General features: G+C 64.8%; 15 protein-coding genes and 1 tRNA gene. 9 read left to right on the plus strand and 7 right to left on the minus strand.

Annotated features, from left to right (window positions below; all coding sequences use genetic code 11):
- Window positions 1–21 precede the first annotated feature (21 nt).
- Window positions 22–1539, plus strand: a complete 1518-nt coding sequence (locus EP007_RS08410) for an MATE family efflux transporter (RefSeq protein WP_243700353.1) — start codon at window positions 22–24, stop codon at window positions 1537–1539.
- 9 nt (window positions 1540–1548) lie between these two features.
- On the opposite strand, the gene EP007_RS08415 is transcribed toward EP007_RS08410, so the two are convergent.
- Both EP007_RS08415 and EP007_RS08420 read right to left on the minus strand, forming a co-directional pair.
- A complete protein-coding gene (locus tag EP007_RS08415; protein ID WP_128477228.1) occupies window positions 1549–2523 on the minus strand; it encodes an ornithine cyclodeaminase family protein in 975 nt (324 codons plus the stop codon).
- Between the two features lie 48 nt (window positions 2524–2571).
- A complete protein-coding gene (locus tag EP007_RS08420; RefSeq protein WP_128477229.1) occupies window positions 2572–2889 on the minus strand; it encodes a DUF5789 family protein in 318 nt (105 codons plus the stop codon).
- A 197-nt stretch (window positions 2890–3086) separates the two neighbouring features.
- Between EP007_RS08420 and EP007_RS08425 the strand changes: the two genes are divergently transcribed.
- Window positions 3087–3824 (plus strand): creatininase family protein, encoded by a 738-nt coding sequence (locus EP007_RS08425; protein WP_128477230.1) that lies wholly within the window; start codon window positions 3087–3089, stop codon window positions 3822–3824.
- A gap of 28 nt (window positions 3825–3852) precedes the next feature.
- On the opposite strand, the gene EP007_RS08430 is transcribed toward EP007_RS08425, so the two are convergent.
- Window positions 3853–4389, minus strand: coding sequence for a DUF5790 family protein (locus EP007_RS08430; protein ID WP_128477231.1), 537 nt, complete (start codon window positions 4387–4389; stop codon window positions 3853–3855).
- 194 nt (window positions 4390–4583) lie between these two features.
- Here EP007_RS08430 and EP007_RS08435 point away from each other — a divergent pair, with 194 nt between their 5' ends.
- A complete protein-coding gene (locus tag EP007_RS08435) occupies window positions 4584–4988 on the plus strand; it encodes a CBS domain-containing protein (RefSeq protein ID WP_128477232.1) in 405 nt (134 codons plus the stop codon).
- 57 nt (window positions 4989–5045) lie between these two features.
- On the opposite strand, the gene EP007_RS08440 is transcribed toward EP007_RS08435, so the two are convergent.
- Entirely contained in the window at window positions 5046–5501 is a 456-nt protein-coding gene (locus EP007_RS08440) for a dihydroneopterin aldolase family protein (RefSeq protein WP_128477233.1), read from the minus strand.
- Window positions 5502–5655: 154 nt separating this feature from the next.
- Here EP007_RS08440 and EP007_RS08445 point away from each other — a divergent pair, with 154 nt between their 5' ends.
- Window positions 5656–6264, plus strand: coding sequence for a translation initiation factor IF-2 subunit beta (locus EP007_RS08445; protein ID WP_128477234.1), 609 nt, complete (start codon window positions 5656–5658; stop codon window positions 6262–6264).
- A 92-nt stretch (window positions 6265–6356) separates the two neighbouring features.
- Here EP007_RS08445 and EP007_RS08450 read toward each other — a convergent pair whose 3' ends face one another.
- A complete protein-coding gene (locus tag EP007_RS08450; RefSeq protein WP_128477235.1) occupies window positions 6357–6584 on the minus strand; it encodes a DUF7860 family protein in 228 nt (75 codons plus the stop codon).
- A gap of 85 nt (window positions 6585–6669) precedes the next feature.
- Here EP007_RS08450 and EP007_RS08455 point away from each other — a divergent pair, with 85 nt between their 5' ends.
- Together EP007_RS08455 and azf are read left to right on the plus strand one after the other, a co-directional pair.
- Window positions 6670–6906 (plus strand): hypothetical protein, encoded by a 237-nt coding sequence (locus tag EP007_RS08455; RefSeq protein ID WP_128477236.1) that lies wholly within the window; start codon window positions 6670–6672, stop codon window positions 6904–6906.
- Between the two features lie 53 nt (window positions 6907–6959).
- Window positions 6960–7715: an NAD-dependent glucose-6-phosphate dehydrogenase Azf gene (gene azf, locus EP007_RS08460; protein ID WP_128477237.1), complete on the plus strand. Its 756-nt coding sequence runs from the start codon at window positions 6960–6962 to the stop codon at window positions 7713–7715.
- Window positions 7716–8253: 538 nt separating this feature from the next.
- Here azf and EP007_RS08465 read toward each other — a convergent pair.
- Window positions 8254–8898, minus strand: coding sequence for a DUF309 domain-containing protein (locus tag EP007_RS08465; RefSeq protein WP_128477238.1), 645 nt, complete (start codon window positions 8896–8898; stop codon window positions 8254–8256).
- A 410-nt stretch (window positions 8899–9308) separates the two neighbouring features.
- Window positions 9309–9381 (minus strand) — tRNA-Arg (locus tag EP007_RS08470).
- 129 nt (window positions 9382–9510) lie between these two features.
- On the opposite strand from EP007_RS08470, the gene EP007_RS17410 reads away from it, so the two are divergent.
- From EP007_RS17410 to EP007_RS18170, 3 genes are all read left to right on the plus strand, one after another.
- Window positions 9511–10119 carry a hypothetical protein gene (locus tag EP007_RS17410; protein ID WP_166035380.1) on the plus strand — a complete coding sequence of 203 codons (609 nt, stop codon included), beginning with the start codon at window positions 9511–9513 and terminating at the stop codon, window positions 10117–10119.
- A gap of 190 nt (window positions 10120–10309) precedes the next feature.
- Entirely contained in the window at window positions 10310–11779 is a 1470-nt protein-coding gene (locus EP007_RS08475) for a single-stranded DNA binding protein (RefSeq protein WP_128477239.1), read from the plus strand.
- Window positions 11780–12062: 283 nt separating this feature from the next.
- Window positions 12063–12494: a histone family protein gene (locus tag EP007_RS18170; protein ID WP_128477240.1), complete on the plus strand. Its 432-nt coding sequence runs from the start codon at window positions 12063–12065 to the stop codon at window positions 12492–12494.
- Window positions 12495–12572 lie beyond the last annotated feature (78 nt).

The following is a 12572-nucleotide window of genomic DNA, read 5'->3' on the forward strand; positions in this document are numbered from 1 at the left end:
ATCCCTTCGTTTCGAAACACCATGGACCACGTTGACGACAGTATCACCGAGGGCGGACTCCTCGGCCCGATGTTCAAGCTTGCGTGGCCCATCGTCGTCATCCAACTGTTGCAGGTGACGTACAACATCGCCGACACGTTCTGGCTCGGACGCCTGTCGGCCGATGCGGTGGGCGCGCTGAGCCTCGCGTTTCCGCTCATCTTCCTGCTCATCTCCATCGCGGGCGGGTTCACCACGGCGGGGTCGATTCTGGTCGCGCAGTACACCGGTGCCGACAGCAAGGGGTCAGCCGGAGAAGTCGCGGGCCAAATCGTCTCGTTCGTCACCCTGCTGGCGCTCGCGCTGAGTATCGTCGGCTACGTCGCTACCGACTCGATGCTCGGCCTGCTTCCGAGTCAGGACGCGACGACCGAGCAGATAATTCCGCTCGCGGCCGACTACATGGAGGTGTTTTTCCTCGGACTCCCCTTCCTGTTTGGCTTCTTCGTGTTCACGTCGCTCATGCGGGGCTACGGCGACACGAAGACGCCGATGCGCGTGATGTTCGTCTCGGTTGCGCTCAACGTCGTGTTGGACCCTCTGCTCATCTTCGGCGTCGGGCCGTTTCCCGCCATGGAGATAGAGGGCGCGGCGCTGGCGACCATCTTCTCGCGCGCAGTCGCCAGCGCGCTCGGCTTCTACGTCCTGTTCGTGGCGAAGGCCGGGCCGGACGTTGCGGTCGGCGACCTCGTGCCCGACTTGGGCTACATCTGGGACATCGTGCGCATCGGCGTCCCCTCGACCGTCGAGCAGTCGATGAGCGCGTTGGCGATGATAACCCTGACCGCGATGGTCGTCCAGTTCGCGCCGCCGGTGGTCTCGGCCTACGGACTCGGCAACCGACTCGCCTCGCTGGTCTTCCTGCCAGCGATGGGACTGGGTCGAGCGACCAACACGATGGTCGGCCAGAACCTCGGCGCGGGCAAGTCCGAACGGGCCGAGCGCGCGGTCTGGATAGCCGCCAAGGTCGGTGCGGCCGTGATGGCGGTGGTCGCGGTCGTCGCTGCGCTCTTCCCCGAACCCATCGTCTCGGTGTTCCTTGCCACCGAGAGCGAGGCCGCCCGCGAGACGGTCGGTTACGGGGCGACTTACCTCCGGATTCGCTCGGCCGAGTTCGTCTTCATGGCGATTCTACAGGTCATGCTCGGGGGTTACCGCGGTGCTGGCAACACCAAGACCGCGATGATATTCTCGATGGTCGCGCTCTGGGTCGGCCGCGTGCCGACGGTGTACTACCTCGCGTTCGTCGCGGGAATGGGCGCGACCGGCGTCTGGATCGGGATGGCGCTCGGGAGCATCCTCGGCGCAATCGCCGCCGCGCTCTGGTTCACCCGCGGGACGTGGAAAGAGACCGTCATCGAGGAGGACACCGAGGCGGACGCCGAGGAGTCGGAGACGACCGCCGACGAACCCGAAACGCCGGAGACGCCCGACGCGCCGACGCAGGCGTCTTCGGAGTCGGACTTGCCGGAGACCTCCGGGGCGTCCGAGGGCAAGTAACCGACCGCTCTACAGCGCTACGTCCTCGCCGATTCCCTTCTGTTCGGCCTGCTCGAAGACGTACTCCGCGGTCGCGGCGTCGAGGACCGCGCTCCCGACGCTCTCGACGACAAGAATCTCGTCTTCCTCCTCGCGCCCGGCGCGCTTCTCCAAGACTTCCGAGAACGCGATGAGGTCGTCTTCCCCGACGTTCGCTTCGAGCGCGTCCCCGATTTCGGCCACCTCCGCGGGCACGTCGGCGAAGACGCGACTCGCGCGCTCGACGGTCTCGGCGTCCAGTTCGCGCATCTCGGCGGTGTAGGCTCCGACCGCGACGACCAGCGCGCCGGGGTCGAGCGCGTCGCCGGGGAACACCGGTTCGGTCGCGGTCGTCGCCGTGACGACCACGTTCGCACCCGAGACGGCTTCCTCGGGGGAGTCGGCCGCTTGCGCCGGGACGCCCAACTCCTCGCGCAACTCCGCGGCACACGTCTCTTTCGACTCGCTCGGCGAGTAGACTCGCACCGAGTCGAGGTCGGTCGCGGCCGCGATTGCGCGGGCCTGCCAGCGCGCCTGTTCGCCCGCGCCGACGAGCGCGAGCGTGACCGGGCCGATTGCGAGTTCGTCCGCCGCGAGACCGCCGATGCACCCCGTGCGGGCGTTGGTGATTTCGGTCCCCGCGAGATAGCCCGCCGGAAGCCCGGTGTCGGCCTCGGTGAGCGCGATTTGGGCGTTGACCGTCGGGAGACCGCGCTCGGCGTTCCCTTCGTGGACGCCGACGAGTTTCGTCGCGTAGAAGCGCGCCCCGTGGAGGTACGCGGGCATGACGAGACCGGTTCCGGCGGGGTCCGGGCCGTCGAGACCTGCGCCCACCGGGAAGTGCGGTCGCTCGGGGCGCTCGACCTCGCCGCGACCCTGCTTGCGAATGGCCTCGCGGACGACTTCCAAGAGGTCCCCGAGGTCGAGACAGTCGGCGACATCGCTGTCGGAGCAAACTCTGACCATGCCCGACGGTTCGACGTCCGAAGCGTTAGGCGTTCCCCAAAAATCGGCTCAGAACGACTTGTCGGTGTTCTGGCTCTCGGTATTGCCACCGCCCCGGTCGGAGTAGCCCTGTCGGCCCACGGCGTCGGCGCTGACCCGATTGAGGATGGCCTGTTCGACCTCGTCGGCCGACTCGAAGGTCTCGTCACCGCCCGTGACCATGACCTCTCGAAAGCTCTCCTCGCCGTCCGGGAGACCGATTTCGTGGTCGCCGAACCGCGCCATCAGTTCGTCGGCGTCCATCGGGTAGTCGGCGTCTTCGAGGTCCGCCTTTAGGTCGCCGAGTTCGAGACCCATCTTGCGGCTGTCGTCGCCTGATTCGCTCATGGCGGGGCTACGCCGGGGATCCGAATAAGGCGTGTGGCCCCGAGAGAGTCCGCGGGCCGAGTCGCCGGAAGCGCCACCCGCCACCCTTCCGCGAATCTCTCCATTCCACGAGATGCGCCGCGTCCAGTGTCCCCCATCAAAAACCACATCGTCCGAAATCCCTCGCCTACAAGTCTCCACGCGCCCACGCCACGGCTATGCACCTCTTCGACTCGACGTGGACCGACGCCGACGCGGCCGCGACCGACCTCGCGCTCCTGCCGGTCGGGAGTACCGAACAGCACGGTCCCCACGCGCCGCTCGGGACCGACGTGCTGACCGCCGAGGCGGTCGCCGAGGCGGGCGCGGCGGCCTACGACGGCGAGGTCGTCGTCGCGCCAGCGATTCCGGTCGGCGTCGCCGAGGAACACCGCCAGTTCACCGGCACGCTGTGGGTCAGCGAGGACACTTTCCGGGACTACGTCCGGGAGACGGTCGCCAGCCTCGCATCCCACGGTTGGGACCGGGTGGTCCTCGTGAACGGCCACGGGGGCAACGTCGGCGCGCTCCGAGAGGTGGCGGCCACCATCGCGCGCCACGACTCGGCCTACGCGGTCCCGTTTACGTGGTTCGAGGCGGTCGGCGACCATAGCGACGACATGGGCCACGGCGGCCCGCTCGAAACTGCGATGCTCCGACACGTCGCGCCCGACCTCGTGCGCGAGGAGCGCGTCGAGGAGGCCCGCGAAGGGGCCAGCGACGGCTGGGGCGAGTGGGTCAGCTACGCGAATCTGGCGGTCGATTCCGCGGAGTTCACGGAGAACGGCGTCGTCGGCGACCCCACGGAGGGACCGCGAGCGCGCGGCGAGGAGTTGCTGGAACTGGCTGGCGAGGCGTTGGTCTCGCTACTCGAAGCCGTCGAATCGCGGGACGTGGCGCTCCCGCCCCACAAGTAGCGGGAAACTCTGGCCCGGCGAGAGCCAGTCAGTCGGCGGCCTCGGCTTCCTCGGCGTCCTCCGCGTGGTCGTCTCTCTCCTCCGACTCGTCGGCTTCTGCATGCTCGCTCTCGGCGTCGGTCCCCTCGGTCTCGTCTCCCGCATCGTCGCCTGCGGAATCGTCAGTGTTCTCCTCGGTCCCGAGACCCTCCAGCGTGTTCTTCAGGCCGGGGATGGTACTGGTGAGGTCGCCGACCTGTTCTTTGGCATCCTCGATATCCGCGATGGTCTCCTCGACGCGCTCGATTTCTGTTGCGAGGTCGTCGGCGTCCTCGAAGGCGTCGGCGCGTTCGCCCATGGTGTACCACTTCTTGGCGTCTCGGAGGTGGTCGGCGGCGTCGCCGGTGTCGAGCGCCGACCGGAGCGCGTTGAGCGCGCCGAGGGTGTTGTCGGCCTCGACGTTCCAGATGTCGTCGGTGTCGGGAAGGGCGTCGCCCGCCCGTTCGAGGCTGGTCTCCACGTCCTCGCGGACCTCGCTGGCGGCCTCGCCGAATAGCTCGTCCTCGTCGAGTGTCGATTGGTTCATACGTTCACATTCACCGCGATTCCTTTTAAAACCACGCCCGAAACCGAAAGTGAAACCCCGATACTCGCCGGGGACTCGCGGCGTCGAATCGAAAGCGACGACCCCGAGAGCGGTTTCTCGCGGCGGGAACGAGGATGGTTCCGTCGAACTCCGCTGACCGAATATTTATCAGCGGGCGGGCGAAATGTAACCGCATGGAAGACATTTTCGTCGGACGACTCATGTCGTCGCCGGTCGAGACAGTTTCGCCCGACACCAAGGCGCACGTCGCCGCCGAGACGATGCTCGACGAGGGCATCGGGTCGGTCATCGTCACCGACGACGACGGCCAGTTGCTCGGCATCCTCACCGCCACGGACTTCGTTCACATCGCGGCCGAACAGCGGTGGGCCACCGACGCGACGGTCGAGACGTACATGACGACCGACGTGACGACGACGGACGCGAACGCGGAAGTGCAGGACATCGCCGACCTGATGATAACCGAGAAGTTCCACCACGTCCCGGTCGTGGACGAGCAAGAGGGTGTCGTCGGCATCATCACGACGACCGACATCACGGCCTACATTTCTAACGTTCAGACGCCGACACCGTCGTAAGCGACCGGTTCGGACTCTGAGGTTCCTTTTTGAAACTCGTCGCGCGCCGAGCGAAATCTACGTCTCGGTCACGGACTCGACTTTCATCAGGGGGTAGCCGTCTTCCATCTCCATCCGAGTGACGACCTCGCGTCCCTCCCGGTCCACGACGATTTCGACCTCCATGAACCGGCCGGTGAGTTCCGTATAGCCACCGGAGGACGCTTCCTCGCCTTCGGCGAGACTGCCTTCTCCGCGCTCCCCCTCGCTACCGCTCGCGGGAACATGGTCGATTTCTTCCGCCAACTTCTCCGTCAGAATATCCACGCTCACGGACTCGCAGAACGGTTGGTTCTCGATGGACTCCTCGATGGCGCGTTCGAGACTCGGCGCGGAGTCGGGACTGACCGGCGTCCCGGCGAACTGGTGGTAGAGCGTGCCGAACTTGATGCCCGCCTCGAAGCAGGCCTGCTCGCCGTCCGTGGGGTCCGAATCGGTCGGCGTCGAATCGGTGTCTCCGTCGGTCGGTTCCATGGTCGAAACTGTCGCGGGCAATCGGTTAAAGCCGCCCGGTCTACGCGTTCGCCCTTGGCGTCTGAACGCGTCACGCTCGCCTGCGCGGCGTCCGCGCCGGGCAGTCCGTTTCCAAACACGGAACGCCTTTTAGTGTCGGATACCTCCTGTACGCATGGACTACGCAGCTAACCTCGACAGAGCCATGGACGAGACGCCCGACTTCGAGGGCCAGAGCGAGCGATTCAGCTACCCCGACGCCGCCGCGCAGAAGGACGGCGCGTTCACGCGACTCACGAACCTGAGCGACATCGCCGACGCGCTCAGCCGTGACGTAGAACACATTCACAGCGCGCTCCAGCGCGAACTCGGGACCAACGGGAAACTCGAAGACGGCCGCGCGCGCTACAACGGGACCTTCTCCGGGTCGGACTTCGACGCCGCGCTCGAAGGCTACGTGCAGGAGTTCGTCCTCTGTTCGGAGTGTGGCCTGCCGGACACCCGTCTCGTCCGCGAGAACCGCAACCTGATGCTTCGCTGTGACGCCTGCGGTGCGTTCCGCCCCGTCACCAAGCGCTCGACTTCGACGCAGAACCAGAACCGCGACGCGGTCGAAGAGGGTGCCACCTACGAAGTCAAGATTACCGGCACCGGCCGCAAGGGCGACGGCGTCGCCGAGAAGGGCAAGTACACCATCTTCGTGCCCGGCGCACAGGAGGGCGACGTGGTGCAGGTCTACATCAAGAATATCAGTGGCAATCTGGCGTTCGCGCGACTGGCTTAATCGCTTTCGCGCGAGTTCTCCGGTTCTTCGCTTCTCGGTTTTCTGCGGGTCTCTACTTTCTGCTTCTCTACGTTTTACTACTCACTGCTCTTCTACTCGGTCAGCGGCAGTACGATGCCGAACATCAGCGGGAACAGCAGTGCGCCGAGGGTGCCGAGTATCTCCATATCGACGAACAGCGCGTTCTCCCACGCCGGAAGCGAGAGGTGCATCGCCGCCGCCGTCATCTCGCTTCCCGCTCCCAGTGCGAATACTGCGAGGCTGAACAGGAATCCGGTCTTGGCCCACTGCTGGTAGTCGAGGTCGCCGTATCGTCCCATACTCGGGAGTGGTCCGCCGAGCGAGAAAAACGTTGCCGACTGAGTCGCACAACACGTTTACGTATCGAGTGCATCCGTCGTGGTAATGTACGACCTGCTAGCGGAACTCGGAACTGAACTGCTCTCGGTCGCGGCGTACGCGTTCGGCACGCTCGTGCTGTCTGCCCTCGGACTCGCCGCCGAATACAACAGCCTCCAGCAACTCGGCGGCGGGGACTCCCTGCTCGCCGGGTGGTTCGCGGTCATGGGCGTCGTGGCGTTCGCGTTCGCGGTGCAACTCGGCCGTCAGAAGCTACTCCCGCGTCTCGCCGCCGACAGCTAACGTCTGGGACGAATCGTACCTTACTTATCGCCCGATTACTTCTCTTCACCCGAATGGACGACCCAGTCCTGCTAACGGGCGCGGAAGGCCGCGTCGGGCAGGCCATCCTCTCGGACCTCGATGACGAGTACGAGTGGCGACTCCTCGACCGGGACCCGCCGACTCACGAGACGAACCACGAGTTCGTCGTCGCCGACATCACCGACGAGGAGGCCGTCCGCGAGACCGCCGAGGGCGTCGGTGCGATTATCCACCTCGCGGGCGACCCGCGCCCCGAGGCCCCGTGGAACAGCGTGCTGAGCAACAACATCGACGGCACTCGGAACGTGCTGGAGGCCGCCGTCGCCGAGGGCGTCGAGAAGGTCGTGTTCGCCTCGTCGAACCACGCCGTCGGTGCCTACGAGACCGACGAGCGCACCCCCGACATGTATCGCCCGCACGACGACTACCAACTCGACGGCACGGAACTCCCGCGCCCGAGCAACCTCTACGGCGTCAGCAAGGCGACCGGCGAGGTGCTGGGTCGGTACTACCACGACGAACACGGTCTCAGCGTGGCCTGCGTCCGCATCGGCAATCTGACGAAGAACCACCCGCCGAAAGACTACGAGCGCGGGCAGGCGATGTGGCTCTCCCACCGCGACTGCGCGCACCTCTTCGACCGATGCATCCGGGCCGACTACGGCTACGAAATCGTCTACGGCATCTCCGACAACGACCGGAAATACTACTCCATCGAGCGCGCGAAGGAGGTTTTGGGTTACGACCCCGAAGACAACTCCGCGGAGTTCGCTAACGCGGAGTGCTGATAAAAACGGTATCTAAGTCCGTCTAAGCAATTCTGGGTTCGCGCCTAGTTTCGAGATTCGCTTTCGTAGTCATATACGGCGTGTCGGTGGGGAGTCACCATCCGTCGGTTCACTCGTGATTTTCTCTCAGATTCTAGTTTTTTCGACTGTTCACCTATGCCGAAGGACTATCAAGTGTCAGGTACTTCCGCTACCTATGGGGCCGATTGAACGAGCCAAAGGCCTTGCAGGCGCTATTGGGCTTATCATTGCATGCTTCATATTGCTCTCCTGCATTCCACATCTCGGAGAGTCTGGATTCAATATGCGAGCGTGTACCCTTCCTGCCATCCTACAGATAGCAATTCCAAACTTCCGTCTTGTTATCTTTCTCTCGTTGGTTTTTGTGGCCTTCGCAGTATGGTCGTGGATAGATGACTCGAAGTTTTGAACAGAAGTGACTACGGCACTTAGCCGCTACTGATTTTGCTAGTTCGTCCGTATGACTTCACGCAAAAATACTATTCCATTGAGCGCACCGCTCCGGAGAGGTCCCGAGTTAAACGTCGAACAACCCTTCTACGTCCTCTTCTTTGTGGTCTCGCTTGCCGACCGCGCCCTCCATGCGTTGGAAGATGATACCGCGATTCGCGGGGTCGCGCGCGAAGTCCATCACGAACGTCACGAACGGACTGGTCGCTTTCTCGCCGTTGAGGTCGTCGCGGGCGTACTCGGCCGCCTTCGCCACGATTTCCTCGTCGTAGCCGTACTCCTCGGCCAGAACTCCCGCAACGACCGCGCTGGTCTCGAAGCGTAGGTCCTCGGGGCGGAGCGCGACGCCCTCGTGAGTCAGTTTAGGCGGCGCGGCGCGCTCGACGTGTTCGGGGTCGGCCGCGACCTCTCGGAGATACGCCCGCACTTCGCCGACGTTCACCTCGCGGTAGTTGGCCGGAAGGTCCGCGAGGTAGCCCGCGCCGCTCTCGGCGAGACCCCGGACGCCCGCCCAGTTCGCGCTCTGAGCGTGGTGGACAGCCGCAGTGAACTGGATGAGACCGTGGAGCAGTCGCTCGTCGTCGGTGCCCGTATCGAGTTCGAGCCAGCGGTCCTCCCACGCGTCGTGGGCCGCGTGAAACTCGCCGTCGTTGTAGATGGCGATTCCGGCCCGGAGATAGTCGCGTTGCCCCTCCCGGAGATGATCATCCATGCGACCCGATTGGGCGTCGGCGAGCAAGTGCGTTCGGACTCGAAAGTGGCAACTGAATATCTTTACGATGACGTTCTCACGATAGCAATAACGCTTCGCTCGTCGTCGTTGCGTCGCGGCAGAAACGTCCTGACGGAGTTTCACGCGAGCGAAGCGAGCGTGAAGCACGTCAGGTCGTGAACGAAGTGAACGTCCTGACGGAGATTTGAACTCGCCGAGACGGTCCGGGCGTGTGGCGCTTCGCGCCATTCCGGGCATGCGACCCGTCTGCTCGAATCTCCGTAGTTGGAGTTTCCGCGACGCGGACGACTCGCTCCGCTCGTCGTCGTTGCGTCGCGGCAGAAACGTCCTGACGGAGTTTCACGCGAGCAAAGCGAGCGTGAAGCACGTCAGGTCGTGAACGAAGTGAACGTCCTGACGGAGATTTGAACTCCGGTCCCTGGCTCCGCAAGCCAAGAGGATAGTCCACTACCCTATCAGGACTCATCTCTACGTATGCCGGTTATACTAATAGGGGTTACGGTCTGACCGCGTAGTGGCACGGTTACACACGCTAAAATCGCTATTTTTCCATCCGTGAAGCATATGAAACACGCTTCCGTGTCACTTCGTATGAACCGACGCGACATGCTCGCTCGATTCGGCGGTGTCCTCGCTATCGGCTCGTTCGGGGGCTGTCTCGGACAAGACCCGAACGGCGCGGGAGACGGCGGAGACGCGACCAGCGAGACGACGACTGAGGAAATGACGACCAGCGAGACGACGACTGAAGAGATGACGACCGAGGAAACGACGACCGAAGAGACTGCTACTGACAGTCGCCAAACCACCGACGAGACGCGGACGACCGACGACCAGCAGGGCGCGCTGGCCGGGACAACCTTCGAGGTGGTCAACTCCGGGTGCGGACAGCCACGGAGCGAGGCCAGCGTTGCGTTCGGCGACGACGGGTCGTCGGTCGTCGTCACTGGGACGATCTCGGGGGCGAACGGCTGTTACACCGCTAAACTGGCCAATTCGAGCTACGACGCCGAGACCGGCGCGCTCGACCTGACCGTTGTTTCGATGGCGAAAGAGGGAACCGCGGTGTGTGCCCAGTGCATCGCCGAAATCGAGTACGAGGCCACCGTCTCGTTCGCCGACGATGGTCCCGCGAGCGTGTCCGTGACCCACTCCGGGATGGGCGAGTCGAAGACTGTCGCCACCGCCGAGTCCTCGTGACGATTGCCGGAGACGAGGACGAACGTTTATATACGGAGACGGGACCAGTTCGGCCCGTGACTCGCCGACCGCCGCAACGAAACGCCGGACCGACGGGCGCGCCGGAATCGCCCGACGAGAGCGAGGTTCGTCCGCGCTCTCTCCAAAGACAATGCTTAAGCGCGGGCCACCCCTGCGCTATGATACGATTATGGGCGCGATAGAGGACGTTCACGCCGACCTCGACGCCGACGTATCTCTCGAGGAGTTCCGCGAGGCGGTCGAGGAGAAGGTCGAGCAGATGGGGGGTCTCGCCGACGAAGAGACGGCCGCGATGCTCATCGCCCACGAGTTAGACGAGGAGGGCGGGGAGGTCGAGACCGTTGCCGACATCGAACCGGGCATGGAGGAGGTCAAGTTCGTCGCCAAGGTCGTCGGCATCGGCGACGTGCGCACCTTCGAGCGCGACGACGAGGACCGCGAGGACGGCCGGGTTCTCAACGTCGAAGTCGCCGACGAGACCGGGTCGATTCGCATCACCTTCTGGGACCAGCAGGCCGACGCAGGCGAGGAAGAACTCGAAGTCGGCGACGTGCTTCGCATCGCTGGCCGCCCCAAGGAGGGCTACAACGGCGTCGAAGTCAACGTTAACGACGCCGAGGCCGACGAGGAGACCGAGGTGGATGTTCCGGTGCAGGACACCTACCGCGTCGAAGACCTCTCGCTGGGCGTCTCAGACGTGAACCTCCGCGGGAAGGTGCTGGACACCGACGAGGTGCGGACCTTCGACCGCGACGACGGCTCTGAGGGGAAGGTCGCCAACCTCAAACTCGGCGACGAGACCGGCCGCATTCGGGTGACGCTCTGGGACGAGCGCACCGAGCGCGCCGAGGAACTCGACCCCGGCGTCTCCGTCGAAGTCGTGGACGGCTACGTCCGGGAGCGCGACGGGAGTCTGGAACTCCACGTCGGCAACCGCGGCGCGGTCGAGGAGATAGACGAAGACGTGTCCTACGAACCGGAGACCGCCGACATCGCCGACCTCGAAATCGGCGACGACGCGGACATCGGCGGCGTCGTGCGCTCGACCGACCCCAAGCGCACCTTCGACCGCGACGACGGCTCTGAGGGACAGGTCCGGAACGTCCGCGTGCAGGACGAAACCGGCGACCTCCGGGTCGCGCTCTGGGGCGAGAAGGCCGACGTGGATGTCGCGCCGGGCGACGAAATCCAACTCGCCGACGTGGAGATTCAGGACGGATGGGAGGACGACATCGAGGGGTCGGCCGGGTGGCAGTCCACCGTGACCGTCCTCGGCGAGGCCGACCCCGGCACGGGGTCGGCCGGAAGCGGCGCTGGCGGCGGTGACGCTGGCGGGAGCGGCGACGACTCCGGAAGTGACAGCACGGGACTCGACGCCTTCGGCGGCGACGGCGCAAGCGCGTCCGGGTCGGACGCCGCGAGCGGTGAAACTGCGGACGGCGGACACGCGAACGCTGGAGGCGGCGAGTTCGTGGAGTTCACCGGCACCGTCGTGCAGGCTGGCGACCCGATAATTCTGGACGACGGCGAGGAGACGGTCAGCGTGGCGTCGAAGAGCGCCGACGTAACGCTCGGCGAGAAAGTGACCGCGCGCGGAGAACTGCGCGACGGCACCCTCGACGCCGAGGAGGTAGTCTGAATCTCGACACCGACGTTCTATCGCGCTCTTTCGACACGTCTCTTTTACTCCGCAGGACCTCGCGTGCTGGCGTCACCGCGCCTCGGGCGCGATGACGCCAGCACGCGACGAGATCAGTAATCGAACTCTCGGACGGCTAAACCGCTCTGCGCCACGAAAAGCAACCGTCCGGCGCTGAGACGCCGACTGCGGAATCGGAACAACGCCCCACAGAGAAACGCCCGCAGGTTCCTCGAACAACGCTTTGGAAAGAACTAAGGGCGCGAGATTCCCGGCTTTGGATATGAGCGTCGAGTTGCCGTTCGCGCCGGTGGACACGATTATCAGACGGAACGCGGGCGATCTCCGAGTCAGCGCCGACGCCGCCGAGGAGTTGGCGCGTCGGATTCAGGACCGCGGGGCCGAACTCGCCATCGACGCCGCCGAGGAGGCGACCGTTGACGGGCGCAAGACCCTGATGAGCGACGACTTCGGCGTCGGGCAGGTCGTGGACAAGGAAGACCTCGAACTCCCAGTCGCGCCCGTTGACCGCATCGCGCGCCTCGAAATCGACGACAGTTACCGGGTCGCTATGGACGCCCGCATCGCGCTGGCGGACATCCTCGAAGACTACGCCGACAACGTCGCCAAGGCCGCTGCCGTCCTCGCGCGCCACGCCGACCGGCGGACGGTCAAGGCCGAGGACATCGAGACGTACTTCGAACTGTTCGAGTGAGCGTTCACTCGTGAGTTCGGAACCGCTCGCCTCCGTCTGCGAGACCGGTCGAAATCGCCGCCGGGAGCGAAGCGATTA

Origin of the sequence: Halorussus pelagicus (assembly GCF_004087835.1) — an archaeon.
Classification (GTDB): Archaea; Halobacteriota; Halobacteria; order Halobacteriales; family Haladaptataceae; genus Halorussus; species Halorussus pelagicus.